We start from the raw sequence: 26,930 nt of genomic DNA, 5'->3' as shown, positions 1-26,930 counted from the left end.
ACATGGCAAAGTTAACTAAACGTCAAAAAGCCATTGCTGCTGCTGTTGAAGCAAACAAAGTTTACACTTTGGAAGAAGCGGTAGAAGTTCTTAACAGCCTACCTGCTGCAAAATTCAAAGAATCTTTGGATGTTGCTGTAAATCTTGGTGTAGACCCACGTAAATCTGACCAGGTTGTTCGTGGCGCAACTACATTACCTGCAGGTACTGGTAAAACTGTACGTGTAGCTGTATTTGCTCAAGGCGCGCAAGCAGAAGCTGCTAAAGAAGCTGGTGCTGATGTTGTAGGTTTTGATGACCTTGCTGAAAGCATCCAAGGTGGAAACCTTGACTTTGATGTTGTAATCGCTGCTCCAGACGCTATGCGTGTTGTTGGTAAGCTCGGTACAATTCTTGGTCCACGTGGTTTAATGCCAAACCCTAAAGTTGGTACTGTAACTCCTGATGTAGCGAATGCTGTTAAAAACGCTAAATCTGGTCAGGCTCGTTACCGTGTAGACAAAGCGGGTATTATCCATGCTGCGATCGGTCAATTAGGCTTCGATGCTGCTGCTATCCGTCAAAACGTTGAAACTTTAGTTGCTGACTTGAAAAAGTTAAAACCTGCAACCTCTAAAGGTGTATACATCAAAAAGATCACTTTGAGCTCAACTATGGGTCCTGGTCTTACTGTTGATGTAAACAACGTTTCTAACTAAGTTTTAAACTTAGTAAAGAATTTTAAAGTCCTGATGAGGACAAAACTTAAATAAAAAATATTTTTATTTAAGTTTGAATGAAGCAAAGCTTTATTACTTACTTATCAGGCAGACTTTGAATTGATAAATGAGAATTTATCAGCGTCAAAGACCTCAGGCGAGAAGGCGTTATTTTTTTAATAGTGACTTTTCTTAATAGCTCAGCCTGAGTAGACGCGGTGGTGTGATTTGTTCCTCCTCCGCGTGTAAGTCGAAAGGCTTACGAATTGGGAGTGTACTTTTTTGAGTACATAAATCACCGTTAGGAGGTTTTACAATGGCTCTTCTTATTGAAAGCAAAAAACAGATCGTTGCTGAAGTAGCTCAAACTGCTTCTACAGCGTTCGCTGCCGTTGTTGCTGACTATCAAGGTTTAACCGTTGAGCAATTAACTACTCTTCGTGTTGAAGCTCGTAAACTAGGTGTTGCTACACGTGTTGTACGTAACACTTTGGCTAAACGTGCTCTTCAAGATACGCAATTTGCAATCTTGAATGACAACCTTGTTGGTCCAACAATCTTAGCATTCTCAACTTCTGAAGACGATATGGGTGCAGCTGCACGCTTGTTTGAAGAATTTGCTAAAACTAACAAAGCATTTGAATTAAAAGCTGCTGCATTTGACGGCAAACTTTATCAAGGTGCTGATGTTAGTGTAATTGCAAATCTTCCGAACCAAGAAAAAGCGCTTACTATGCTCGCATCTGTTCTTCAAGCTCCTATTTCGAAATTGGGTCGCTTACTTACAGCGCTCCAAGAGAAAAACGAGTCAGAAGCTGCTTAAGCTTAAATCTACTTTCACACCATTCAATATCCATTTGGAGTTAATCTCATGGCTTTAACAAACGAAGAAATCTTAAACGCAGTTGCTGAAAAAACTGTTCTTGAACTTGTTGAATTAATTTCTGCTTTCGAAGAGAAATTCAACGTTTCTGCTGCTGCTGTAGCTGTAGCTGCTCCTGCTGCAGGCGCTGCTGCTGCTGAAGAACAAACTGAATTCAACGTTGAGTTGACTTCTTTCGGTGCTAACAAAGTAGCTGTAATTAAAGCAGTTCGTGAAGCAACTGGCCTTGGTCTTAAAGAAGCTAAAGACCTAGTTGAAGGTGCTCCTCAAGTTCTTAAAGAAGGCGTTTCTAAAGAAGAAGGCGAAGAACTTAAGAAGAAACTTGAAGAAGCTGGTGCTACAGTTACACTTAAGTAATTGTAAAAGGAGTCGGTTTTTAAATCGGCTCCATAAAATGGCTGATGGCTCTTGGGTCATCAGCCTTTTTGCGTTACAATAATCGGCTCGATTTTTGTTAGTTTTGTTTATTTTTTAGAAAAAACTAAATAAATCAATTAATTTCAAATGCTTACCAATATTTTTCTTTTTAAAAAATATTGTTAAGTGTTTTAGTACCACTAAAAGTTGCAGCATTTGTAAGCAGTGGTGGCCATATCGGCCTGTGTAATTCCTTCTGAGCCCGTTCTGCAGGCGGGCTTGGTTTACTTTCCGAGGACTCCAGATGGCATACTCATATACCGAAAAGAAACGGATCCGTAAGAATTTTGGTAAGTTGCCCCAAGTAATGGAAGCACCGTACTTACTCTCGATTCAGGTCGATTCGTATAGAACGTTCTTGCAAGGTGGCAAATCTCCAAAAAACCGTGAAGATATCGGTCTCCAGGCCGCATTTCGTTCAGTTTTTCCTATAGAAAGTTATTCTGGCAATGCTGCTTTAGAATTTGTTGAGTATAGCCTTGGTAAGCCTGAGTTTGATGTGCGTGAATGTATTTTACGTGGTTCGACTTATGCGGCACCAATGCGCGTAAAAATTCGTTTGATTATTAAAGATCGCGAAACTAAATCAATTAAAGACGTACGTGAACAAGAAGTCTACATGGGTGAAATGCCACTCATGACTGAAAATGGTACCTTTGTAATCAATGGTACTGAGCGTGTAATCGTATCTCAATTACACCGTTCACCAGGTGTGTTCTTCGACCATGATAAAGGTAAGACTCACTCAAGTGGTAAAGTGTTGTATTCAGCACGTATCATTCCTTACCGTGGTTCATGGTTAGACTTCGAGTTCGATGCAAAAGATCTAGTTTACGTACGTATTGACCGTCGTCGTAAATTACTTGCTACTGTTGTGTTACGTGCACTAGGTTATAACAATGAACAAATCTTGAATTTGTTCTACGAAAAAGTACCTGTGTACCTAGACATGGGCAGTTATCAAATTGACCTTGTTCCTGAGCGTTTACGTGGTGAAATGGCTCAATTTGATATTACTGACAATGAAGGTAAAGTCATTGTTGAGCAAGGTAAACGTATTAACGCGCGCCATGTACGTCAAATGGAAGCTTCAGGTTTAACTAAGCTTTCAGTTCCTGATGAATACTTATATGAGCGTATTACTGCTGAAGATATTACTTTACGTGATGGTGAAGTAATTGCTGCGAATACGTTATTAAGCCATGAAGTGATGGTGAAGTTAGCGGAAGGTGGTGTTAAGCAATTTAACATCCTGTTCACAAACGATATCGATCGTGGTTCTTTTGTTGCTGATACATTGCGTGCAGACACAACAGCAGGACGTGAAGAAGCTTTAGTTGAAATTTATAAAGTAATGCGTCCAGGCGAGCCGCCAACAAAAGAAGCTGCTGAAAACTTATTCAACAACTTATTCTTCTCTTCTGAGCGTTATGACTTATCTCCAGTAGGTCGTATGAAGTTCAACCGTCGTTTAGGTCGTCCTTACGAAGTTGGTACTGATCAGAAGTCTCGTGAAGTTGAAGGTATTTTGTCGCACGAAGATATCATCGATGTATTACGTACATTGGTTGAAATCCGTAACGGTAAAGGCGAAGTAGACGATATCGACCATTTAGGTAACCGTCGTGTACGTTCTGTTGGTGAAATGACAGAGAACCAATTCCGTGTTGGTTTAGTTCGTGTTGAGCGTGCTGTTAAAGAACGTTTAAGCCAAGCAGAAACAGATAACTTGTCTCCACAAGACTTGATTAACGCTAAGCCAGTTGCTGCGGCAATCAAAGAATTCTTTGGTTCAAGCCAGTTATCTCAGTTCATGGACCAAAACAACCCATTATCTGAGATTACACACAAGCGTCGTGTATCTGCGCTTGGTCCTGGTGGTTTAACACGTGAGCGTGCTGGCTTTGAAGTACGTGACGTACATCAAACTCACTATGGTCGTGTTTGTCCAATTGAAACTCCTGAAGGTCCAAACATTGGTTTGATCAACTCGCTTTCTGTATATGCAAAAGCGAATGATTTCGGTTTCTTGGAAACACCTTACCGTCGAGTTGTAGATGGTCGTGTAACTGATGCAGTTGAATATTTATCTGCTATTGAAGAAGTAGGCACTGTTATTGCACAGGCCGATTCTGCTGTAGATAAAGATGGCAACTTAACAGAAGACTTCGTTTCTGTTCGTCACCAAGGTGAATTCGTACGTATGCCACCTGAAAAAGTGACGCATATGGACGTTTCTGCACAGCAGGTTGTATCCGTTGCTGCATCACTTATTCCATTCCTTGAACACGATGACGCGAACCGTGCATTGATGGGTTCGAACATGCAACGTCAGGCTGTTCCTACTTTACGTGCTGACAAGCCACTTGTTGGTACTGGTATGGAAGCGAACGTAGCACGTGACTCTGGTGTGTGTGTAATCGCAAACCGTGGTGGTGCAATTGAATTTGTAGATGCTTCTCGTATCGTTATTCGTGTAAACGAAGATGAAATGGTTGCTGGTGAGGCGGGTGTAGATATCTATAACCTCATCAAATATACACGTTCGAACCAAAATACTTGTATTAACCAAAATGTTATCGTGAATTTGGGCGATAAAGTTGCTCGTGGTGACATCTTGGCAGACGGTCCGTCTACAGACATGGGTGAACTTGCGCTTGGTCAAAACATGCGTGTAGCGTTCATGACATGGAATGGTTACAACTATGAAGACTCGATCTTGTTATCTGAGCGTGTTCTTCAAGAAGACCGTTTAACTTCTATTCATATTCAAGAATTGTCATGTGTAGCACGTGACACTAAGTTAGGTGCAGAAGAAATTACTGCCGATATTCCTAACGTAGGTGAAGCTGCGCTTTCTAAACTTGATGAATCAGGTATCGTTTATATCGGTGCTGAAGTTACTGCTGGTGACATCTTAGTTGGTAAAGTAACGCCTAAAGGCGAAACTCAGTTAACTCCTGAAGAAAAATTGCTTCGCGCAATCTTTGGTGAAAAAGCTGCTGACGTTAAAGATTCATCTTTACGTGTTCCATCTGGTACTAAAGGTACAGTTATCGATGTTCAAGTCTTCACTCGTGATGGCTTAGAGAAAGATGACCGTGCATTAGCGATTGAAAAAGCACAGCTTGATTCTTACCGTAAAGACTTGAAAGAAGAATATAAAATCTTCGAAGAAGCGGCTCGTGAACGTGTAATTCGTTTACTTAAAGGCCAAGAGTCTAATGGCGGTGGTTCAACTAAACGCGGTGATAAACTTTCTGAAGATTTATTATCTGGTTTAGAGCTTGTTGATTTACTTGAAATCCAGCCAACAGATGAAGCAATCGCTGAGCGTTTAACTCAAATTCAAGTATTCTTGAAAGAGAAGAGCGCAGAAATCGATGAGAAATTTGCTGAGAAGAAACGTAAGCTTGCAACAGGTGACGAGTTAACAACTGGTGTATTGAAAGTTGTTAAGGTTTACCTAGCTGTTAAACGTCGTATTCAGCCTGGTGATAAGATGGCTGGTCGTCACGGTAACAAGGGTGTTGTTTCTAACATCTTACCTGTTGAAGACATGCCACACGATGCTAACGGTGTACCAGTAGATATCGTATTGAACCCACTGGGTGTACCATCTCGTATGAACGTGGGTCAGATTCTTGAGACTCACTTGGGTATGGCGGCTAGAGGGCTTGGTGACAAAATCGAAAAAATGTTGAAAGAACAACGTACAGTTTTAGAGCTACGTGAATTCTTAGACAAGATTTATAACAAAGTCGGTGGCGAGCAAGAAGATCTTGATAGCTTAACGGATGACGAAATCCTAGCACTTTCAGGCAACTTGCGCGCTGGTGTGCCTTTGGCTACTCCGGTATTTGATGGTGCTGAAGAAAGTCAAATTAAAGATTTACTTGAATTAGCTGACATTTCACGTACAGGTCAAACAGTATTGTTTGACGGACGTACAGGTGAACAGTTCGATCGTCCAGTAACTGTTGGTTACATGTACATGCTTAAGTTGAACCACTTGGTTGATGACAAGATGCATGCGCGTTCAACTGGTTCTTATTCACTTGTTACACAACAGCCGCTTGGTGGTAAAGCACAATTCGGTGGTCAGCGTTTCGGTGAGATGGAAGTATGGGCACTTGAAGCATACGGTGCAGCATATACCCTTCAAGAAATGCTTACAGTGAAGTCGGATGACGTTGAAGGACGTACTCGCATCTATAAGAATATTGTAGATGGTAACCATTATATGGATCCGGGTATGCCTGAATCGTTCAACGTATTGACCAAAGAGATCCGTTCTTTAGGTATCAACATTGAACTGAAAAATGGTGACTAAGTCGTAAGACTCACGATTTTTTAGGAAAAAACAATATTTGTGACCCAGTCGGGTAAGCGAGGCTTCCCGACACACGGAGAAAAAAATTGAAAGACTTGCTCGATATCATGCGTAAGAAAACGGATTCAGATGGTCATGCACCAATTGAGTTCGACCGTATCCGTATTGGTCTTGCGTCACCAGAAATGATTAAGTCATGGTCTCATGGTGAAGTTAAAAAGCCTGAGACAATCAACTACCGTACGTTCAAACCAGAACGTGATGGTTTATTCTGTGCCAAAATCTTTGGTCCAGTAAAAGATTACGAATGCTTGTGTGGTAAATACAAGCGTATGAAATATAAAGGCGTCATTTGTGAAAAATGTGGCGTTGAAGTAACTACAGCGAAAGTTCGTCGTGAACGTATGGGTCACATCGAACTTGCTTCACCAGTTGCTCATATCTGGTTCTTAAAATCGTTACCAAGCCGTATCGGTTTATTACTTGATATGACTCTTCGTGATATCGAACGCGTGTTGTATTTCGAATCATACGTTGTTACTGATCCTGGCATGACGCCATTTGAAAAGTATCAACTTCTTAATGATGAAGAATACTTCACAGCTCTAGAAGAGCACGGTGACGAATTTGTTGCAAAAATGGGTGCGGAAGCTGTTCAAGACTTGTTGAAAGACATCGATCTTGAAGCTGAAATTTCACGTTTACGTGAAGAAATTCCTCAAACAACTTCTGAAACGAAGTTGAAAAAAGCGTCTAAACGCTTGAAATTGATGGAAGCATTCAAAGATTCAAACAACAAGCCTGAATGGATGGTAATGAATGTACTTCCGGTGCTTCCACCAGATTTACGTCCATTAGTTCCACTTGAAGGTGGTCGTTTCGCGACTTCTGACTTGAACGATTTATATCGTCGTGTGATTAACCGTAACAACCGTTTGAAGCGTCTTCTTGACCTTGCAGCACCAGACATTATCGTACGTAACGAAAAACGTATGTTACAAGAGTCTGTAGATGCATTGCTTGATAACGGTCGTCGTGGTCGTGCAATCACTGGTTCTAACAAACGTCCATTAAAATCTTTGGCAGACATGATCAAAGGTAAGCAAGGTCGTTTCCGTCAGAACTTGTTAGGTAAGCGTGTTGACTATTCTGGTCGTTCGGTAATTACTGTAGGTCCTACTTTACGTCTTCACCAATGTGGTCTTCCGAAGAAAATGGCACTTGAATTATTCAAACCATTTATTTTCGCGAAACTACAAGCTTCAGGTCAGGCAACAACCATTAAAGCTGCGAAGAAAATGGTTGAGCGTGAAACTCCAGAAGTTTGGGACGTTCTTGCATCTGTAATTCGTCAACATCCAGTGATGTTGAACCGTGCGCCAACACTTCACCGTTTAGGTCTTCAAGCATTTGAACCTATTCTTATTGAAGGTAAGGCAATCCGTCTTCACCCACTCGTTTGTGCTGCGTTTAACGCCGACTTCGACGGTGACCAAATGGCGGTACACGTTCCATTGACACTTGAAGCACAGTTAGAAGCTCGTGCATTGATGATGTCAACAAACAACATCTTGTCACCAGCAAACGGTGAGCCAATCATCGTTCCTTCTCAGGACGTTGTCTTGGGTCTTTACTACATCACTCGTGATGCAGTAAATGCCAAAGGTGAAGGCATGGTGTTTGCCGATACTCACGAAGTAAACCGTGCACTTGCAACTGGTCAAGTTGCGATTCATGCGCGTGTTAAAGTGCGTGTGCATCAAACTGTTATCAATGAGAATGGTGAACGTGAACACCAAACGATTATCGTTGATACAACACCAGGTCGTTGTTTGCTTTGGGAAGTTGTTCCACAAGGTTTAAGCTTTGACATGATCAACCTTGAGATGACTAAAAAGAACATCTCTAAGTTAATCAACTCTTGCTACCGTAAACTTGGTTTGAAAGATACTGTTATCTTCGCTGACCAGTTAATGTACTTGGGCTTCCGTCAAGCGACTCGTTCAGGTGTATCGGTAGGTATGGAAGACATGCTCATTCCACCTACGAAACACACAATTATTGATAAAGCGGAAACAGAAGTTCGTGAAATCGAACAACAGTTCGAACAAGGTTTCGTAACTGCTGGTGAGCGTTATAACAAAGTTGTCGATATCTGGGCGCGTACAAACGACCAAGTTGCGAAAGCGATGATGGATAACTTGTCTTACACTGTTGTTAAAAACAAACAAGGTGAAGACGAGAAGCAAAAATCATTTAACAGCATTTACATGATGTCTGATTCTGGTGCCCGTGGTAGTGCGGCACAGATTCGTCAGCTTGCTGGTATGCGTGGTTTGATGGCAAAACCGGATGGCTCGATTATTGAGACACCGATTAAAGCGAACTTCCGTGAAGGTTTAACAGTACTTCAGTACTTTATTTCGACACACGGTGCGCGTAAAGGTTTGGCCGATACAGCATTAAAAACTGCGAACTCTGGTTACTTGACTCGTCGTCTTGTAGACGTAGCGCAAGATTTAGTAATTACCGAACCTGACTGTGGTACAGCGGGTGGTTTGGTGATGACTCCATTCATTCAAGGTGGTGATGTTATCGAGCCATTACGTGACCGCGTATTAGGTCGTGTAACTGCTGAAGATGTACGTCGTGCATCTGATGATGAAGTTGTATTACCTCGTGGTACGTTAATTGACGAGAAAATCGCAGCTCAGCTTGAAGAAGCTGGTGTCGATGAAGTTAAAGTACGTTCAGTAATCGCATGTGAATCTACATTCGGTGTATGTGCTCGTTGTTATGGTCGTGACCTTGCACGTGGTCACTTGGTGAACCCAGGTGAATCAGTAGGTGTAATGGCTGCGCAATCAATTGGTGAGCCAGGTACACAGTTAACGATGCGTACGTTCCACGTTGGTGGTGCTGCGAGCCGAACTTCTGCTGCAAACAGTGTTCAAGTACGTAACAAAGGTACTGTACGTTTCCACAACGTGAAAACTGTACAACATGCGAAAGGTCATTTAGTTTCAGTTTCACGTTCAGGTGAAATTGGTATTGCTGATGAGCTAGGTCGTGAGCGCGAACGTTATAAACTTCCTTACGGCGCAAGCATCTTGTTGAAAGATGGTGAAATGGTTGAGGCTGGTGGCATCGTTGCAACTTGGGATCCGCATACACATCCATTAGTAACAGAAGTTGCTGGTAAAGCGCGTTTCAGCCAAATTGCTGATGGTGTAACTGCAACATCGAAAACTGATGATGCAACTGGTATGACAACTGTTGAAATCTTACCTGTAACAGCACGTCCTGCTTCTGGTAAAGATTTACGTCCAGCAATCGTATTAGATATGACTGATGGCACTGAACAGTTCTACTTCTTACCACAAAATACAATTGTAACTGTCCGTGATGGCGAAACAATTGGTGTGGGTGACGTTATCGGTCGTGTACCACAAGAAACATCGCGTACTCGTGATATTACCGGTGGTCTTCCGCGTGTTGCTGACTTGTTCGAAGCGCGTAAACCTAAAGAGCATGCAATCTTGGCAGAAGTGTCTGGTATCGTAAGCTTTGGTAAAGAGACTAAAGGTAAGAACCGTTTAGTGATTACACCAGATGACGGCTCTGAAATTTACGAAGAGTTGATTCCAAAATGGCGTCAAATCAACGTGTTTGAAGGCGAGCATGTGAACCGTGGTGAAACTATTTCTGATGGTCCACAAAACCCGCATGACATCTTACGTTTGAAAGGTGAAGTTGCATTAACAAACTACATCGTGAACGAAGTTCAAGACGTTTACCGTCTCCAAGGTGTAAAAATCAACGATAAGCACATTGAAGTTATCGTACGTCAAATGTTGCGTAAAGTTGATATCACTGATGGTGGCGATACAAGCTTTATCAAAGGCGAGCAAGTGGATTACATCCGCGTTGTTCAAGAGAATCAAGCTGTATTGGCTCAGAACAAGTTCCCAGCTAAGTTTGAACGTCAATTGATGGGTATTACGAAAGCATCGCTTTCTACTGACTCGTTCATCTCTGCTGCATCGTTCCAGGAAACAACTCGTGTGTTAACTGAAGCTGCTGTAACAGGTAAAGAAGATGATTTACGTGGCTTGAAAGAAAACGTTGTTGTTGGTCGCTTGATTCCAGCTGGTACTGGTCTTGCTTACCACTTAGAGCGTCGTCGTCAAGAAGCAGAAGCTGCAGAACATGAGCTTCATAATGACTTCAGTGAAGTAGACCAAGCATTTAGCCAAGCATTAAACTCAGAACAATTCTAAGTTTAGATTGGCATTAAAAAAGGCACCTTAGGGTGCCTTTTTTATTTAAAGTTATTTAACAATTTTAAGTTGTAATTACATAAGAATATTAAAGAGCAAATATTTTATTACTTAAGCGGGATAAAGACTCCACATAAGCAAATTAGGCTACCTACTTATGAAAACTGGAGTAAATCGAATGAAAAAAATGATGATGATTGCAGGTGTGGGTTTAATGTCGAGCACTTTGTTTGTAGGTTGTCAAAACGCAAGTCCAGAAAGTAAGCGTATTGGTTCTGCTGCGATTGGTGGTGGTGCTGGTGGTGCAGTGGGTAAAAGCTTGGGTGGTAACCTTGGTGCAGGCTTAGGAGCTGCATTAGGTGCAGGTGTAGCTGCAAATGCAAAAGGTTCAAATAGTAAAACTACGCGTAATAGTGCAATTGGCGCAGGTGTAGGGGCACTTTTAGGTGGAGCAGTCATTGGTGGTGAGGCGGGTGCTGCCGCTGGTGGCGCACTTGGCGGTAGTGCTGGAGCTGCTTATGAGGAAAAAAAAGGGAAGTACTAAGTTAGATTGATCGTATCTAACAAAGAAGCTCTTAAGTTTTTAAGGGCTTCTTTTTTTGCTTAATTTATGCGCGTTAAGATGAATTAATTATCGATTCTATAAGGCTTTTACAAAATATCAATCGTCCACAACAGTGTGTTAACACAAACTCATAAAATTCCCCATAAAAGAAGATTATCCTTGGAATAGAGCACAATGGAGTGAGTATGGTCATGAAGAAAACAATTGGTTTAGTGTCTACTTTAGTATTGTCTGCGGTTATGTTTACTGGCTGTCAAAATATGAGCCCATCTGATCAGCGTATTGGTGCTGCTGCATTAGGAGGGGCCGTGGGTGGTGGCGTAGGTAACCATGTAGGTGGTGGTTTAGGTGCGGGTGTTGGTGCAGCAGCAGGCGCCGGTGTGGGGGCAAATGCTAAAGGTAGTAATAAAAGTTCGACAACAAGCAGCGCAATTGGTGCCGGTATTGGCTCTGTCGTAGGTAAAGCAATTTTTGGTGGTGATACGGGCGCTGCAATTGGTGGTGCACTCGGCGGTGGTGCTGGCGCAGCCTATGAAGAGAAGAGATAGAATTTATTGACATAAAATAAGCGCTTTTGAGCGCTTATTTTATTGGTGGAAAGCTTTAGCTTTTTTGCGGCGGATGTAAAGAGTCTTTTGTACTTCAGCAATTCTTACTCCAGATTCATCAAAAATATTGAGATGATATGTTCTAAGAACTGGCGCATAGTTCTCGGCGAGTTCTCGAATTTGTTCGATTTCTGCTAAATCAACTCGGATGTCGGCATAAACAGTACTTCGGCCAGGCGATAAAAAATTAATTTCAGCCGCTTTATCCCAGACAATGTATTTTGATCCTAAGTGATGCATAAGAATAAGCATATAGAACGGGTCTACCATTGAATAAAGACTACCGCCAAAATGTGTTCCCACTAAATTTTGGTTTTTCCAGCTAAGGGGCATTTTTACCCGAACGTGGCAAAGTTCTAAATTCATGATTTCAATATGAATCCCTGCACCACGGTAGGGAGGATAATAATTAAATAAGAATTTAGAGATAGAAGGAATGTTCTGAAGTTTTTTTAAAATAGCCATAATAGTCAATTTTTTTTATTGCAACACTGGTCATACTAGATAAGTATCATCTTTTTTATATTGATGGCAATGCTTTATCCGATTAACGACATGATCAATTGAAAAACAAAATAGGAAATGATTATGCAGCCAAAGATTTATACAGTAACAACAACTGATCAACAAACCCTATGTGCCAAGGCTTGGGGCGATGAGAAAAAGACCCCATTAGTTTTAGTACATGGTTATCCTGATAATCAGGAAGTATGGGAATCGGTCATTGAATATTTAATTAATGATTTTTATATCGTTACTTATGATGTCCGTGGAGCGGGTTTGTCATCTATTCCTAAACGGATACGCGATTATCGTTTAGAGCGCTTATCTTTAGATTTAAAAGAAGTCGTCGATGAAGTACTGCCAAATCGACAGTTCCATATGGCTGCACATGATTGGGGTTCGATTCAGTCTTGGGAGTCTGCAACTGAACCTAAATTTAAAGGCCGCTTGTTATCTTATACAACCATTTCTGGTCCTTGTTTAGATCACGCTGCGTTGTTCTTAAGAGATAAATTTAAAACGTCTCCTGCAAAGATCTTAAAAATTTTAACAAAATCATGGTATATCGGTGCCTTCCATTTACCATTTGTCGCGCCAACCGTATGGTCGCTTTTTAGTCCAGAAAAGTGGGGTAAAATATTAAAAGACTTAGAGCGAAAAGATAATTTACCGTTAAATAATAATATTTCTGCTGATGGTAAATACGGGATTAATTTATATCGTGCTAATTTTATTCCTCGCTTAACAGCACCTCGTCAGCGTTATGCACAGTGTCCAGTTAAAGCAATTATTTTAAAATATGATACTTTTGTGAGCCCTGAATATATTACGGAAGCGATGCCAAAATGGGTTGAAAACTTTGAGTATGTTGAGCTTGAAGCAAACCATTGGGCTATTTTAAGTCAAGCTGAGAAAGTAGCAGCTCATATTCGTGAGTTTATTCAATCACAAAGCAAATAAGTGATTGTTTAATATACAAAACTGCTAATTTGGCGATATTTTCGGCTTCGTAGATGCGAATCTGATAGAATATCGCCTTTTATTTTGTTCTGAATTTGTTGATGAATGCTGTTGTTGTGGCGATTGCTGTGATGTTTTTACTCTCACTAGCACGTGTTTCTGTCGTATTGACATTAGTGGTTTCTGCCATTGTTGGTGGTCTTGTCTCGGGTTTAAGTCTTTCTCAAACTGTTGATGCTTTTAATGCAGGCCTTGGTGATGGTGCTGAAGTTGCGCTCGCTTATGCCGTATTAGGTGCATTTGCACTTGCTCTTTCTAAATCGGGTTTACCTGACCTACTTGCCCATAAGCTGATTGGTTTATTAGGAATGGAAGCGGGGAAAAGCCGTGAAACCAAAGTAAAATATTTACTCTTAGGTATTCTACTCATTTCTGCGATTTTCTCTCAAAACCTGATTCCGGTTCATATCGCATTTATTCCTGTACTCGTACCGCCATTATTACGAGTCATGAATCACTTGAAACTAGACCGCCGCGCAGCAGCTTGTATTCTGACTTTGGGCTTGGTGGGTACCTATATTTTTCTACCTGTTGGTTTTGGTGCGATTTTCCTTGAACAAATTTTGATGGGGAATATCAACAAAATCGGTGCTGCTTATGGTTTACATGTCGAACGAGGCATGATGCCAATTGGTATGGCAATTCCGGTTTTAGGTATGGTGTTAGGCACTTTAGTTGCAGTATTTATTAGTTACCGTAAACCAAGAATTTATGCTGATCGAGCTATTACTCCTGTAACCACGATTGATTTAGATAAACCTTTACGTGCAACAGTACAAGATGAAACAGCAGATCTAAAAGCAGATGCAGAAGAACTTAAACATGAAGCAGAACAAGCTCCTGTCATTGCAAAAAAAACAATTTTTATGGCTTTACTGGCGATAGGTCTCACTTTAGTTGCACAGCTTTATTCTGGCTCAATGATTTTAGGCGGTCTAGTCGGCTTCGCAATTTTGTCTACAGCAGGCATTTTTAAATGGCAAGATGCAGATGATGTGTTTGTACAAGGTATGCGAATGATGGCTCTAGTCGGCTTTATTATGATCTCTGCTGCGGGTTTTGCATCAGTCATGACGCATACGGGTGATATTAATCAACTTGTAAAAGGAGTGGTTGAAATTATTGGTGATAATCGTGCCCTTGCGGCTTTCTTAATGCTTTGTATTGGTTTGTTTGTCACGATTGGTATTGGTTCATCTTTCTCTAGTGTTCCTGTCTTGGCAGTGATTTACGTTCCTTTATGTGTACAGTTTGGTTTTTCACCATTAGCAACGATTGCACTGATAGGTACAGCTGCGGCTTTAGGTGATGCAGGCTCTCCAGCTTCTGATTCAACGCTAGGGCCTACAGCTGGTTTAGGTGTTGATGGGCAACATGACCATATTTGGGATACTGTTATTCCAACATTTATTCATTTTAATATCCCTCTACTCGTTTTTGGCTGGATTGCAGCTATGATTTTATAATTTTTCATAATATATTAAATTTAAAGCCTTCTTAATAATTATCCAAAGGTGATCATTAAGAAGGCTTTTTTTATGGAATAAATAAAACATGTATTTAAAATAAATTATATTAAAATGCTCGGAATTAAAAGTATATTAAAAAGGTTGGTTATATAAAATAATTCTGATTAATAAGGTTGGAATAAAAACCAATTAAAATAGTTGGTTAATATATAATTTTATTTAAAACAGTTATTTAAAAATAAATATAAAAATAATTTTATAATAGGTGTTGCATCAATTTAAAATAAATGTTTATTATAAATATAAATAAGGTTGGAGATATTAAAGTGTTCAAAAAAGCGTTGGTTATTGCATTAATGGGGATGTCTTCATTTACTTTTGCTGGTAATTGGCAAGTAAAATTTGGTGGTAGTGTTATTGCACCATCTGATGATACAACAACTGCTTTAGGTGTAGTAAAAGCTGATCATGAATATGCATTTACACCATCAGTTGAATACTTTTTTGGCGAATCTCCTTTTTCGGCTGAATTATTATTAGCAGCGCCAGTCAATCATGATGTTTTATTAGATGGTAAGAATGTCGCGCGTATTAAACAATTACCACCAACAATTACTGCAAAATATCATTTTAAAAATTCAACTCGTTTCACACCGTATATTGGTATCGGGGCGACAGCATTTATTCCTTGGGATGAGCAAGGCGTTGCTGACAAAGTAAAAGAAGATTTTGGTGTAGCAGGGCAAGTTGGTTTTAACTTTCAGCCTGCTGATGCGAAAAACTGGGGAGTATTTGTAGATGTTCGTTATGCAGATATTAGTCCAGAAGTTACTTTAACAAATGGTGCTAAGTTTGATTTAGATATTAACCCATTTGTTTACACTTTAGGTTATAGCTATAGATTTTAAGCATAATAATAAATAGAAAGAATATAATAACAAACCTAGACTCAGGCACCTCACATAGATTTTATGTGAGGTTTTTTATTTTTAATATCACTAAAAAAGCATAAAACAGACAGTTTTCTACATATTATTTCACCTTTTATTTTTAAACTATTTTTTGTATATCTTTAAAGGAATAATCTCATGAATAGAAAATTTGCCATAGCTCTAGCACTTTTTAGTGGTATGGCTTTTGCCCATAATGTACAGGCTGCTAGTTTTTCGTGTAATGCTGCAAAAACTAAGACAGAACTGAGTATTTGTAAAAATCGTTCTTTAAATGATGCAGATGTGAAAATGGCAACGACCTATCAAATTGTTTTACATGCGTTACCGATGGGAGGCAGAGATAATCAAAAAGATACTCAACAACAATGGTTGAAAAAAAGAAATGCCTGCGCTGCCAACGTTAGTTGTATTTCCAAAGCTTATCAGCAGAGACAACAACAGTTGGATTCTATCCTGCAAGATAGAGTGTTAAGCCATGGCCCATTTTAATTAAAGTAAAATTTTTTAATATTCAGGATTGAAAAATTCTAGAAATACTCCATTCATAAAGCATTCGAGAACAAACAGACTTCAAAATTTAAGGAGTGATTTATGAGTGAACAAGCATCACAAAATTATAGTTTCCAAGCAGAAGTAGCACAGCTTTTACATTTAGTGACGCATTCTCTCTATTCTAACCCTGAAATTTTCTTGCGTGAGCTGATCTCTAATGCATCTGATGCATGTGATAAGTTACGTTTTGAAGGAATCAATCATCCTGAATATTATGAAAATGATCCAGACTTACATGTACGAATCAGCTTAAATAAAGAAGATAAAACCTTAACGATCTCTGATAACGGTATTGGTTTAAGCCAACAAGAAGCAATTGATAACTTGGGTACCATTGCAAAATCTGGGACTAAAGACTTCATGTCAAAATTGACGGGTGACCAGAAAGCAGATGCTCAGTTGATTGGTCAGTTTGGTGTTGGTTTCTATTCAGGTTTTATTGTTGCAGACAAAATTACGGTTGAATCACGTCGTGCGGGTCTAGATGCATCTGAAGGGGTGCGCTGGATTAGTGGTGGTACTGGCGAGTTTGAAGTTCAGCAAATTGATAAAGCTTCACGTGGTACTGACATTATTCTTCATTTGCGTGATGACGCGCTTGATTATTTAGAATCTTATAAAGTTAAGCAGATCGTTAACAAATATTCTGACCACATTAGCTTGCCAATTGAAATGCAAAAAGAAGTTTGGCAAGAAGAGGAAGTCGCTGAAGGTGAAGAACCTAAAGGTGGCCAAATGGTCAAAACTGACGAGTGGGAAGCGATTAACTCTGCAAGTGCTTTATGGACTCGTAACAAAAGTGAAGTGACAGATGAGCAATATGTTGAGTTTTATAAAAACTTAACGCATGACTTTGATGCACCACTTGCTTGGGCGCATAACCGAGTTGAGGGTAGCACTGAATATACCCAATTACTTTATATTCCAAGCAAAGCTCCTCATGACATTTTTACACGTGAAGCAAAAGCGGGAATTAAGCTATATGTGAAACGTGTCTTCATTATGGATGATGCAGATAACTTAATTCCAAACTATTTACGCTTTGTACAAGGTGTGGTGGATAGTGCAGATTTACCGCTTAATGTGAGCCGTGAGTTGTTGCAAGAAAGCCGCGATGTCAAAACAATTCGTGAAGGTAACGCACGCCGTATATTGACTGTACTTGATGGTTTGGCTAAATCAGAAGATGAAAAAGACCAAGAAAAGTTCAAAGCGTTCTACACTGAGTTTGGCTCAGTACTTAAAGAAGGTTTGGGTGAAGACTTTGGTAATCGCGAACGTATTTTAAAATTATTACGTTATGCAACTTCAACAAATGATGAAGTCGTAACTTCTTTTGCAGACTATAAAGCTCGCATGAAAGAAGACCAAAAAGCTATTTATTATGTGACTGCTGACAGCTTAGCTGCTGCTAAAAACTCACCACAGCTTGAGTTGTTTAAGAAAAAAGGCATCGAAGTATTGTTAATGGCAGAGCGTGTTGACGAATGGGCAATGAATTTTGTTCAAGAGTTTGACGGTACTCCATTGAAGAATGTTTCTAAAGGCGCGGTTGATTTAGGTGACTTGCAAGATGCAGAAGAGAAAAAGGCACTTGAGCAAGCGGCTGAACAATTTAAGCCTGTGGTTGAAAAGCTAAGTGACTCATTGAAAGCCAAAACTAAAGAAGTACGTGTAACAACCCGTTTGGTCGACTCTCCAGCGTGTTTAGTAACAAGTGAAGGTGAATTATCACCGCAACTTATTCGTATGCTGAAACAAGCAGGTCAAGCTGTTCCTGAAATCAAGCCAATTTTAGAAATTAACCCTGAGCATCCTTTGGTGAAAAAACTTGAAGGCTCGGAACAATTTGATGATTTGGCGAACGTGATTTTTGATCAGGCTGTGATTGCTGAAGGTGGTTTACCAGAAGACCCAGCAGCTTATGTGAAGCGTATTAATAGCTTGTTGTTGAAATAATTTTGATATAAAAAAAGCCTCTGAACTGTCAGGGGCTTTTTTTGTGGATAAAGAAAGAGTTATCCACAACTTAATGATTTTTGGCTAAAAACTAGCTTCTAGATTCATTTGCATACTCAATTGATGCTTAGGGTCATCATCAATATGGTTAAAAAAGTTAAGATCATTTTGCATAAAAATCCAATCTCGCCATATAGGTTGGCGCCATGAAATATAAGGCCCCCAGCTATTTACTCGAATGTCATTTTTAGCATATACGCCCCCACTATAAACGCCGTAAGTGAGACGATTATCTTTTACAAACTCGTATTGCTGAAAAGTCCAATTACCCCAACTATAGTCTTCATTTTCACTTTTATTAATATTAAATTTACTAGCAAAAAGTGTATTGTCCTGCATTTTTTGCGTCAAGTTCAGTGTTGTTTCAGTGTAGTTCCTGCTGGTTGAGCCATAGCGGAACAGTTGCTCTGTATCTAAGCTCATATTATGTCTTAAATTCCATTTTTTCTTGGCAAGAAATTGGACGTAAACATCACTGTCTGAGTTTGAGCCTAAATCAAGATTATTTTCAAAAGGTATCCATGTTGAAATCGTATCCCAGCTTGCGGTAAGTGGATTACTAACCGAAATACGAGGGGTTGAAGCTTTCTTCTTTTTCTTACCCAAGGTTTTATAAGAATCTTTATACTGGCTTACACGATTCCATAACGTATCATTTCCAAATACGGCCATTAAGTCCTGAATCAGTGCGGCATCTGAATCATTATTTGTTTCTGCTTCACAGGGTAAGTGGTCAGAAAATGCTGAGAATCTTGGAGTTTTGATAAATAGTGTAGAAGAATGTAGAGATCGTCTTGTAGAGCGTGGATGCTTGAAAGAATTAGAGAAAAGTTGCGTATGGGGAATTAAAACCAGCATACCTAAACTATAAATACAAAGTAAGGCTTTAGATTTATATTTAAATGAAAAAGAAGAGAATTGATTCATTTTTCTGAAAATCAGGAATCAAAAGTTAGCTCAGTATTGTAAGGGAAAAAGCTTAAATTTTTATTTAAAAGTATTTTATTTTTCACCACCTTGGAGGCAACCTCCAAGGTCGTCCGTAGCAATTAGAACAGCGCTTCTAAACGCAAGAAAGTACTCACGAAATGATTACGATCTTCACGATGGTCATTAAAGTAATTGACATCGCCTTGTACAAAGAACCATTCACGTAAAAGAGGTTGGCGCCATGAGACAAATGGTCCCCAACTATTTAAACGTAAATCGTTACTGTTGTAATAACCGCCGGTATAAATACCGTAGTTAAAACGGTTGTTTGCAAAGAAACTATGTTCACGGAAAAGTCGGTTCTCCCATGTTAAATCATCGTCTTGATCATCGGCATACGTTAAGCTGAACTGATTGGATAATATTGGCTGATTTGGACGAGCATGGGTGAGTTCTAGGTTAGTACGTAAATAATTTTCGCTATGAATACCATATCGATAAATTTCTTCTGCATAAAATTTAAAATCATTACGTAATTGCCAATCTCTTGATGCTTTTAAACGGACATACACATCGTCTCCAGAGCGTATACCCAAGTCGGCATCTGTTTCAAACGGCAGTTTTTTAGAGAAATTTGACCATCGTAACGCGATTGAACTATTGTCATCTCGTGTGCGTTTAGCATCAATTTTCTTGTTTGAATCTTGATTTGGATTCTGATTGATATTGGCCGGACTGTTATTAAATTCATTATCTAATGAGTCATCACCAAATACCACGCTCAAACGTTTCTCTAGTGTAGGAAGCTTGATCTTACCGCGAATTCTGGGCTTGATTTCAAAGTTATCGTACTCATTCCAATAGTTATCAACCATGACACGGATCGTTGCTGTTGCTGGTTTTTGAGGGTCGACTTCACCAAACCAGTTGTCAATTTTTTCAGATGTATGATCGGCCCAATTGCGGATTTTCTTTTGCTTGCGATCAAACCAAGTCTGGTCTTCAGTTTGTTCCATGGGTGGAACAATAGGGTGATTGGACTGCTCAGGAAAAATCGTTGGAGTTGCATCAATCCACCTTGGGATCTGATCTAAAAGATTTTCATCTTTATTTTCTTGAGTTTGAGCTCCAGATGGCAAACTCTCTACTTGCTGAGTTGACGAAGAATTTATTTCTGCATGAGCCATGCATACTGAACCAAATCCTAATGTTACAAGTGCAAAAAGCTGCCGATACGTAATAACGTGAAATGTTTTCATATCTATCTTTATGTTTTGTTGTTATTGTCACTTTTGTTGATTTTTCTAATAAAATCAAGAGGACGACACAAAAGTTAAGTAAATTTAACTTTTTTTACATATTTGAACTAAATGAAAAAGTTTAAGCTAGTAGCGAGAATTTTTAAGCAAAAAAAATCCCCCAAACTAGGGGGATTTTAGATCAGGGAAACTTCAAATTCCGATCATTAAACACATAAAAAACAGAACATTACAGCGCGAATATTCTAAGTGGCAATCATAAACGCTTTTTAAACAATTGAATAGTTCTTTTTTTAGAACGCTCTATTGCTAAAACGGTGATAAAACATACGATTTGTTCACATTTTACAGTTAAAACTGTTTATTTTGTGGAATATCACATGTTTCATCATTACAAACAGCCGCATCATCTTGCTCGATTTCTTGAGTATTTGACTTGAGCTGTGCTTGTTCTAACACTTGTAAAAACACTTCACGAGGCTGTGCACCTGCAAGCGCAATTCTTTGATCAAATACAAAGAATGGTACGCCAGTTACGTTGAGTTGCTCGTGCGCAATTTTTTCGTCATGACGAACGAAATCAGCCAATTCATTTGTATCTAATACGAATTCAACTTCGGCATTATCAAGGCCAATACGAGAAGCAATTTCTTCTACTACTTCACGTTCACCAATCGCTAAACCTTCAGTCATATAAGCATGGAAAAAGGCTTCTTTTGCTTGGTTACCTAAGCCTTTACTTTGGGCGAGGTGAATAATGCGATGAGCGTTAAAGCTATTGCCCGAGTTGGCTTTTTGCCATTGGAAGTCGATACCTTCAGAGGCAGCCATGGCCGCAATGTTGCGCTCCATTTCTTCCATCTCTTCATAGGTACGGCCATATTTTTTCGCTAAACGCTCAGTATTTGAAGTGTCATGTGTTGCTGGCGCATTTGGATCTAGTTCGAAACTATGCCAATGAATATCAAGTTCAATACCAGCTTCAGCCGCGACATGTTCAAGGCGTTTTTTGCCGATGTAACAGAAAGGACAAACTACATCAGACCAGACATCAACACGCATGGGAGAATCTCATAAATTTTAATTACCCATCATAATAGGGGTGATGTATCAGGATTTAAAGCATTGAATAGCGAATAGAGTGTTGCGTATTGTGAAATAAATGACATATAAAGAACTAAGAGCTCTATTTTATAACTATAAAGAGCAAAACTATAAGAATGGAAATAGGAGGTGCGTATGCGCCGAATTTTGATTGCGATAGCAGGTCTGGTCGTCATTGCAGCTATTGTCTTTTTTTCCTATCAACATATTAAACAGCAACAAGCTAAAGACAGTAGCGAAATGTTCGATGTGGTGATGAGTGAAAAAATGAGTGAACTTTATGAACAGGCTCAAGATTGGTCCAAACCTGTACAACTCGATATTCATGATAAACGCCTTGCAGGACACTACAAGCAAGTCTCCGAGTTTCTTTTAAATTATTGGGTTCAAAACGTAAATGCGCGCAATGAATATTTAAGAGAACTAAAAGCTGCAAAATGGGACACTTTTTTAAATGTTGACCGTTTGGATATTGATAAAAAGCAAAAATATGCCGAAACAGAAAAGATGTTGGCGGATGTTCGAAAAGCTTCAGATAAATATCAATCTGAATATGAATCAATTCATAAGACTTTTCTCGCTAAAATTCAGGAATTATCTGTTGATGCAGATACGAGACAACTTCTTGAAATGAAATTGGGAACTCAGCAAAAGGCTGATCAGGATCATGCAATTTTTGTGATTGAGCTACAAATTTTAGATGACGCAGAGGAAATGTTTAAACTTCTAAAAAATTATTCGTGGCAAAAGAAAGATCATATGATTCTTTTTCATGAAAATGCCCAAGTTAAAAAATTTAACGAGCTTTACCAGCATGTCTTAAAGCTTAATGCAAAAATTGAAAGTATTAAGAAAAAGAACGTGGCTGCTTTAGAAAATGAGCTAGAAGAATAATGACAGCATGAGCATCAACTACTATGTATTGGTGCTCTCAGCTTTGCCTTTTACCAAGAAAGATTGTAATAAACTTTGAGAAGTTTGTAGTTTGTTTAACTGCTCAGATACATGCATCAGTTCTGTTTGTAGCTTTTCTTGAACAATAGGGCAGAGCGTAAATACCCTTTCATCTAAATCAAAACACGGTAATAATACTTGGATATCTTTTAGCGTCATACCAGCATCATTTAATATTTTAATTTTCTTAATATTTTCAATGTCTTTTTGCGTATAACTGCGATAGTTATTACTTGCGCGATGCGGTTGTATTAGCCCTAAACTTTCATAATAACGCAGCATACGCGGACTAACTTTTGTAAGTTCGGCGACTTTAGCTAGGTTCATAAAATAGACTTGACCTTAACAGTGGTGTCATAGTTTAGCATGCTTTTATCTTTCAAAATGGTACTTGTTCAATGATCAGAAAACTCATTTTATTGGTGTTATTCGGATTGATGTCATTTGTTGCAAATGCCAAAACACTGGAACTTCAGGAGAAGAACATGCGTCAAATATTTGTACTTCATGGTTATTCAGCTTCTATAAATGATCACTGGTTTTTGGACCTAAAACATCAAATAGAAGATGAACATACGGCTGTGACCCTAATACCATTTCCAGATTCTGAGCATCCCGATGTAGATGCTTGGCAGAAGATACTAGATGAACAGATTCCTCACGTTAATGAAAATACCTATTTTGTGGCACATAGTTTGGGTGTAATTACTTTGCTGCATTTTTTGCAAAGACATGATTATCAACATATTGGAGGAATGATTTTAGTATCTGGGTTCTCTAGGCCACTTTCAGACATTTCTCCACTCGATGCTTATATAGCAAAAAGCAAAGTCGACACCAATTACTTTAAGGACATAAAGAAAAAGCTGGTGTATTTATCTGATAATGATGATTTAGTTCCACCAAAACTGACAGTTCAATTAGCTAAGGATATTGATGCGCCGTACATTACTGTTCCTAATGGCGGGCACTTTTTAGGTCGGGAAGGTTATACGACATTTCCTCAATTGGTCGACTCTTTAAAAGAAATGTTAGAGAAGAAATAAAATCTATAAGATAAATCTCACCCTATAAATGGTTATAACTCATTTATAGGGTGGTTTTTCTATTCAGCTTTTTATTAAGAAAGTCTCTTACTATTACATTAAAAATTTTAATTATATTTACCGTTTATCTGAGCCTTACTGAATCAAAAAGCAGTTTGTTGTAGCCTATTTATAGAGACCTTTATTTGAATCTTCATCTTTTGATTGAAATAGGATGACTGATTTTTTTGGAGCTAGTTATGAACTTTCTAAAACAATCAGCTTTAATCGCTGCATTTGCTTTTATGGGTTTACCAACTGTTCAGGCAGAAGAAGTAACGACTTTACCCACTATTCACGTTATGGCTGAATCTGAGCTACGTGATGAGGTGGGCTTTGTGCCGTTTCAAGAAGATAAGAAGGTACGCCAAGCACTACAACACTATGAATATAAAATACATAACGATATACAGAATGCTTTAGTCCCTGAAGGGATGACGACCATAGATTATCAGCCCGTTATGGCGCAGCCTGATCTCTCACAACTTTCTCCATTTTTACGAGAATATATTTTGGCAGTAGCGGGTGGGATTCAGTCTTCTGATCCAACCAACGGCATTTTTGAAATGTTAAGACCTTTGAATATTAACCGAAGTAATGTTGGTGCTTATCGTGATGGTACGATGAAAGTTAACCTTAATGACCTCATAAATTTACAGCAGCAAATTCAAGACGGTTTAAAAGGCCGTTAAAATAAAAATCCCCGCATTGAGCGGGGATTTTTATTTAAAAAGAGTCTGTTATTTTGATCGAAAAATAAAAGATGCGGTATTATGGGTGTAACTATACTTATTTAAAAATAAAGATATGAGTACAAGATTAATTCAGCACCTCAAAAATAAATGCGAAGCAGATGCTAACGTTGCAATTTTATATGCTCAGTGGGAGTTCGATCAAAAGTTAGTAGGAAAGGCATTAGAAAATATTGGCGGTTTTTACCCGCACTTTAGTAATCATAATGCATCACACTCACAACAAATATTAGTGAATATCGAACGTATTCTTGGTGATGATGTCGATTTGTTAAGTGCCACAGATGCATGGCTAATTCTTGAAGCTGCATATTGGCATGATGTAGGAATGCTAGTAGATGCAAAAAATGCAAAAGAAGTCCATATAAATCCTGATTTCAATTTCATGATTCAAACAATAGCAAATGAAAAAGGACATGATTTACAAAAATTTTGCCAAGCTTATGTCGAAAATAATTGGTTATCGGCAATTGGTACTGCAGATCATCCTTTTGATGGAATCGAACAATACCGTCAATTAGTTGCTGAGTGGTTTAGACGTGGGCATGACAAGCGCGTAGGTAAAATTGTTGAAGATCCATTTAAAGATCTAGGAATAAGTTCACCTAGAACCGAACTTTTACCTAATCGGATTTATCGTTATTTAGGACAAATTTGTGTCTCTCATGGTATGAATTTTGATACTTTGATAGAAACGTTACCTTATAAACAGACAGGTTTGGGTACAGAGGATTGTCATCCGAGATTTATAGGATGTTTACTTCGTTTAGGTGACTTATTTGATTTAGATGACAACCGTTTTTGTCCTGTTATGGCAAAACATGTCAGCAATATGCCTTCAGTCAGTAAACATCATCATAATAAACATTTGTCATTGCGTGAGTTCCAGCTTGATAAACGGACGGTGAAGCTTGTAGCAGAATGTTCTGATGAAATGTCTTATGTTGAAACTCAAAACTGGTTTGGTTGGATACGTGAAGAGTTTCAAAACCAAATGTCACAATGGAACTTAATTGTACCTAACTTAAAATTTGGTTCTTTACCTACAATTGAGCAACTAGAGGTAAAAATCAATGGAAATAAGGAGTTGTTAGATCATAAACCTATGAAATTTGCATTAGAAGAAAAGAATGCTATTAAAATACTACAAGGAGCTAATTTATATACAGATATTTCAAGTATTTTAAGAGAGCTTATCCAAAACTCTATTGATGCAACACAAATAAGAATCTGGCTTGAACATCAATCTATACTAGCTGACCTAACACCAGATGATCAGAGTTTTAAAACAATATTAAATGAATATCCCATAGAAATAAAATTTTTAGAAAGAGAAGATGGATACTATTTATCTATTAAAGATAACGGAATTGGCTTTAGTTTAGATGATTTAAAATTTGTGCAAAGAATCGCTGGTTCAAGTAAAAATATTAATAGAAAGAGAATAATTTTAGAAATGCCATTATGGATAAAACCATCAAGTTATTTTGGAATAGGTTTACAAAGTACATTCCTCTTAACAAGTAAATTTTTTATTAAAACAAAAAGTTTTATAACAAATGAGAGTTTTTTTGTAGAAATGAACTCTCCACTTGATAGTCATAATGGATATTGTTTTATAAGTAAATTGAGTTCTCAAGGCGCTAGGATTGGTACTTATTTAGAAGTGCCATTAAATATTGAAAAATTAGAAAAAAGTTTCTTTGTTCAAGAAAATTATTTAAAAAAGAATGGTTTTATTGAAAATAACGAAATTTTAAAAAGAGATTTAGTTTATATAGAAATAATAAAAAAAATTAAAGAAATATTTAATGATAGTTTAAATTTACCTTTGATATTTGATGAAAGATTAGAGAGACAATTAAAAGAAATATTAATTAAAGATAAATTTCAATTTAATCAATCATATAGAAATTTTAATTATGTATACTGGAATAAGCGATTAAACTTGAAATTCATGATTAATAAAAAAGAATTTGCGGGAGGAGAAATATCAAAATTTTATTTCAAAGGGCAGAAGGCTGAGAATAAGGGGTGGGGCTTTAATTTTCCATTTAGAAGTTTTTATGATATTAGTATAGACTTTTATGGATTTGATGCAAGTGATTGTCTAAATGTTAGTAGAGATTATTGGTTAAAAAGTTTTGTAGAACTTTTTAATAATAAAATTATGCATGAAATTATTGATGATATTTTACATAAGAAGAATGGGTTCGAAAATATATTTGATGAGTTTTATAATTTAGTTAAATTATATATTCAAGATAATATTGATTGTATTGAAAATATTGAATTTAATACCAATAAAGGCTATTTGAGTCTTAAGGATATTAAAAAATATAATATTATATACTTAACCAAAGTATATTATGCTAATTATGATGCTATTCCTCAAGTTTTTAATCCAGATATTATAATGTTAATTGATGATCTTAAAATTATTGATAATTTTATTAAATCTATGGACTTATTCATTTGTCATAAAGTAGAAGGTTTGCAATATTTATGTTAGAACCCATTTAAAGTGTCTATATTCTCACCAATA

General features: G+C 38.1%; 21 protein-coding genes. 16 read left to right on the top strand and 5 right to left on the bottom strand.

All coding sequences use genetic code 11. From position 1 onward, the window contains the following. Positions 1–2 precede the first annotated feature (2 nt). The 7 genes from rplA to F985_RS06820 all read left to right on the top strand — a co-directional run bounded on the left by rplA (position 3) and on the right by F985_RS06820 (position 11,724). Positions 3–698 (top strand): 50S ribosomal protein L1, encoded by a 696-nt coding sequence (gene rplA / locus F985_RS06850; protein ID WP_004699173.1) that lies wholly within the window; start codon positions 3–5, stop codon positions 696–698. Positions 699–1,014: 316 nt separating this feature from the next. After that, positions 1,015–1,521, top strand: coding sequence for a 50S ribosomal protein L10 (rplJ, locus tag F985_RS06845; RefSeq protein ID WP_004699170.1), 507 nt, complete (start codon positions 1,015–1,017; stop codon positions 1,519–1,521). Positions 1,522–1,569: 48 nt separating this feature from the next. Continuing rightward, the gene (gene rplL / locus F985_RS06840; RefSeq protein WP_004699168.1) at positions 1,570–1,938 is read left to right on the top strand and encodes a 50S ribosomal protein L7/L12; all 369 of its coding nucleotides are present in this window, start codon (positions 1,570–1,572) and stop codon (positions 1,936–1,938) included. Positions 1,939–2,242: 304 nt separating this feature from the next. Then, entirely contained in the window at positions 2,243–6,331 is a 4,089-nt protein-coding gene (gene rpoB / locus F985_RS06835) for a DNA-directed RNA polymerase subunit beta (RefSeq protein ID WP_004699165.1), read from the top strand. Positions 6,332–6,417: 86 nt separating this feature from the next. Then, on the top strand, positions 6,418–10,611 hold the full coding sequence (gene rpoC / locus F985_RS06830; protein WP_004699163.1) for a DNA-directed RNA polymerase subunit beta': 4,194 nt from the start codon (positions 6,418–6,420) through the stop codon (positions 10,609–10,611). Positions 10,612–10,789: 178 nt separating this feature from the next. Further along, on the top strand, positions 10,790–11,155 hold the full coding sequence (locus tag F985_RS06825) for a hypothetical protein (protein ID WP_004699161.1): 366 nt from the start codon (positions 10,790–10,792) through the stop codon (positions 11,153–11,155). 212 nt (positions 11,156–11,367) lie between these two features. Next, positions 11,368–11,724 (top strand): hypothetical protein, encoded by a 357-nt coding sequence (locus F985_RS06820; RefSeq protein ID WP_025469071.1) that lies wholly within the window; start codon positions 11,368–11,370, stop codon positions 11,722–11,724. A 39-nt stretch (positions 11,725–11,763) separates the two neighbouring features. Here F985_RS06820 and F985_RS06815 read toward each other — a convergent pair whose 3' ends face one another. Beyond that, entirely contained in the window at positions 11,764–12,249 is a 486-nt protein-coding gene (locus F985_RS06815) for a DUF4442 domain-containing protein (protein ID WP_004699157.1), read from the bottom strand. 117 nt (positions 12,250–12,366) lie between these two features. On the opposite strand from F985_RS06815, the gene F985_RS06810 reads away from it, so the two are divergent. From F985_RS06810 to htpG, 5 genes are all read left to right on the top strand, one after another. Continuing rightward, the gene (locus tag F985_RS06810) at positions 12,367–13,248 is read left to right on the top strand and encodes an alpha/beta fold hydrolase (protein WP_081401241.1); all 882 of its coding nucleotides are present in this window, start codon (positions 12,367–12,369) and stop codon (positions 13,246–13,248) included. Between the two features lie 101 nt (positions 13,249–13,349). Continuing rightward, positions 13,350–14,774 carry a Na+/H+ antiporter family protein gene (locus F985_RS06805; RefSeq protein ID WP_004699154.1) on the top strand — a complete coding sequence of 475 codons (1,425 nt, stop codon included), beginning with the start codon at positions 13,350–13,352 and terminating at the stop codon, positions 14,772–14,774. 329 nt (positions 14,775–15,103) lie between these two features. After that, positions 15,104–15,685 carry an OmpW/AlkL family protein gene (locus tag F985_RS06800; protein WP_004699152.1) on the top strand — a complete coding sequence of 194 codons (582 nt, stop codon included), beginning with the start codon at positions 15,104–15,106 and terminating at the stop codon, positions 15,683–15,685. A 180-nt stretch (positions 15,686–15,865) separates the two neighbouring features. Then, positions 15,866–16,219: a lysozyme inhibitor LprI family protein gene (locus F985_RS06795; RefSeq protein ID WP_004699150.1), complete on the top strand. Its 354-nt coding sequence runs from the start codon at positions 15,866–15,868 to the stop codon at positions 16,217–16,219. A gap of 102 nt (positions 16,220–16,321) precedes the next feature. Further along, a complete protein-coding gene (gene htpG, locus F985_RS06790; RefSeq protein ID WP_004699147.1) occupies positions 16,322–18,241 on the top strand; it encodes a molecular chaperone HtpG in 1,920 nt (639 codons plus the stop codon). 84 nt (positions 18,242–18,325) lie between these two features. Here htpG and F985_RS06785 read toward each other — a convergent pair whose 3' ends face one another. From F985_RS06785 to F985_RS06775, 3 genes are all read right to left on the bottom strand, one after another. Beyond that, the gene (locus F985_RS06785) at positions 18,326–19,228 is read right to left on the bottom strand and encodes a hypothetical protein (RefSeq protein ID WP_004699146.1); all 903 of its coding nucleotides are present in this window, start codon (positions 19,226–19,228) and stop codon (positions 18,326–18,328) included. 122 nt (positions 19,229–19,350) lie between these two features. Then, the gene (locus F985_RS06780) at positions 19,351–20,490 is read right to left on the bottom strand and encodes a hypothetical protein (RefSeq protein WP_004699144.1); all 1,140 of its coding nucleotides are present in this window, start codon (positions 20,488–20,490) and stop codon (positions 19,351–19,353) included. Between the two features lie 351 nt (positions 20,491–20,841). Further along, the gene (locus F985_RS06775) at positions 20,842–21,552 is read right to left on the bottom strand and encodes a DsbA family oxidoreductase (protein WP_004699142.1); all 711 of its coding nucleotides are present in this window, start codon (positions 21,550–21,552) and stop codon (positions 20,842–20,844) included. Between the two features lie 177 nt (positions 21,553–21,729). On the opposite strand from F985_RS06775, the gene F985_RS06770 reads away from it, so the two are divergent. Next, positions 21,730–22,488: a hypothetical protein gene (locus F985_RS06770; protein ID WP_004699140.1), complete on the top strand. Its 759-nt coding sequence runs from the start codon at positions 21,730–21,732 to the stop codon at positions 22,486–22,488. Positions 22,489–22,509: 21 nt separating this feature from the next. On the opposite strand, the gene F985_RS06765 is transcribed toward F985_RS06770, so the two are convergent. Then, positions 22,510–22,875 carry a MerR family transcriptional regulator gene (locus tag F985_RS06765; RefSeq protein WP_004699137.1) on the bottom strand — a complete coding sequence of 122 codons (366 nt, stop codon included), beginning with the start codon at positions 22,873–22,875 and terminating at the stop codon, positions 22,510–22,512. Between the two features lie 71 nt (positions 22,876–22,946). Here F985_RS06765 and F985_RS06760 point away from each other — a divergent pair, with 71 nt between their 5' ends. The 3 genes from F985_RS06760 to F985_RS06750 all read left to right on the top strand — a co-directional run bounded on the left by F985_RS06760 (position 22,947) and on the right by F985_RS06750 (position 26,897). Further along, positions 22,947–23,594, top strand: coding sequence for an RBBP9/YdeN family alpha/beta hydrolase (locus F985_RS06760; RefSeq protein WP_081401240.1), 648 nt, complete (start codon positions 22,947–22,949; stop codon positions 23,592–23,594). 239 nt (positions 23,595–23,833) lie between these two features. Next, complete coding sequence (locus tag F985_RS06755; protein WP_004699134.1) at positions 23,834–24,325, top strand: hypothetical protein; 492 nt, start codon at positions 23,834–23,836, stop codon at positions 24,323–24,325. 115 nt (positions 24,326–24,440) lie between these two features. Then, the gene (locus F985_RS06750) at positions 24,441–26,897 is read left to right on the top strand and encodes an HD domain-containing protein (RefSeq protein WP_004699131.1); all 2,457 of its coding nucleotides are present in this window, start codon (positions 24,441–24,443) and stop codon (positions 26,895–26,897) included. Positions 26,898–26,930 lie beyond the last annotated feature (33 nt).

This window comes from Acinetobacter seifertii (assembly GCF_000368065.1).
In the GTDB taxonomy this organism is placed as follows: Bacteria; Pseudomonadota; Gammaproteobacteria; order Pseudomonadales; family Moraxellaceae; genus Acinetobacter; species Acinetobacter seifertii.
Note: the sequence above shows the minus strand (reverse complement) of the source record. Positions and strands in the feature narration are given on the sequence as shown.

What these genes read in the sequence shown, in the direction of transcription:
- rplA (WP_004699173.1), top strand. Translation starts at nt 3, where the DNA reads ATGGCAAAGTTAACTAAACGTCAAAAAGCCATTGCTGCTGCTGTTGAA.
- rplJ (WP_004699170.1), top strand. Translation starts at nt 1,015, where the DNA reads ATGGCTCTTCTTATTGAAAGCAAAAAACAGATCGTTGCTGAAGTAGCT.
- rplL (WP_004699168.1), top strand. Translation starts at nt 1,570, where the DNA reads ATGGCTTTAACAAACGAAGAAATCTTAAACGCAGTTGCTGAAAAAACT.
- rpoB (WP_004699165.1), top strand. Translation starts at nt 2,243, where the DNA reads ATGGCATACTCATATACCGAAAAGAAACGGATCCGTAAGAATTTTGGT.
- F985_RS06825 (WP_004699161.1), top strand. Translation starts at nt 10,790, where the DNA reads ATGAAAAAAATGATGATGATTGCAGGTGTGGGTTTAATGTCGAGCACT.
- F985_RS06820 (WP_025469071.1), top strand. Translation starts at nt 11,368, where the DNA reads ATGAAGAAAACAATTGGTTTAGTGTCTACTTTAGTATTGTCTGCGGTT.
- F985_RS06815 (WP_004699157.1), bottom strand. Translation starts at nt 12,249, where the DNA reads ATGGCTATTTTAAAAAAACTTCAGAACATTCCTTCTATCTCTAAATTC.
- F985_RS06810 (WP_081401241.1), top strand. Translation starts at nt 12,367, where the DNA reads ATGATTATGCAGCCAAAGATTTATACAGTAACAACAACTGATCAACAA.
- F985_RS06805 (WP_004699154.1), top strand. Translation starts at nt 13,350, where the DNA reads ATGAATGCTGTTGTTGTGGCGATTGCTGTGATGTTTTTACTCTCACTA.
- F985_RS06795 (WP_004699150.1), top strand. Translation starts at nt 15,866, where the DNA reads ATGAATAGAAAATTTGCCATAGCTCTAGCACTTTTTAGTGGTATGGCT.
- htpG (WP_004699147.1), top strand. Translation starts at nt 16,322, where the DNA reads ATGAGTGAACAAGCATCACAAAATTATAGTTTCCAAGCAGAAGTAGCA.
- F985_RS06785 (WP_004699146.1), bottom strand. Translation starts at nt 19,228, where the DNA reads ATGAATCAATTCTCTTCTTTTTCATTTAAATATAAATCTAAAGCCTTA.
- F985_RS06780 (WP_004699144.1), bottom strand. Translation starts at nt 20,490, where the DNA reads ATGAAAACATTTCACGTTATTACGTATCGGCAGCTTTTTGCACTTGTA.
- F985_RS06775 (WP_004699142.1), bottom strand. Translation starts at nt 21,552, where the DNA reads ATGCGTGTTGATGTCTGGTCTGATGTAGTTTGTCCTTTCTGTTACATC.
- F985_RS06770 (WP_004699140.1), top strand. Translation starts at nt 21,730, where the DNA reads ATGCGCCGAATTTTGATTGCGATAGCAGGTCTGGTCGTCATTGCAGCT.
- F985_RS06765 (WP_004699137.1), bottom strand. Translation starts at nt 22,875, where the DNA reads ATGAACCTAGCTAAAGTCGCCGAACTTACAAAAGTTAGTCCGCGTATG.
- F985_RS06760 (WP_081401240.1), top strand. Translation starts at nt 22,947, where the DNA reads ATGATCAGAAAACTCATTTTATTGGTGTTATTCGGATTGATGTCATTT.
- F985_RS06755 (WP_004699134.1), top strand. Translation starts at nt 23,834, where the DNA reads ATGAACTTTCTAAAACAATCAGCTTTAATCGCTGCATTTGCTTTTATG.
- F985_RS06750 (WP_004699131.1), top strand. Translation starts at nt 24,441, where the DNA reads ATGAGTACAAGATTAATTCAGCACCTCAAAAATAAATGCGAAGCAGAT.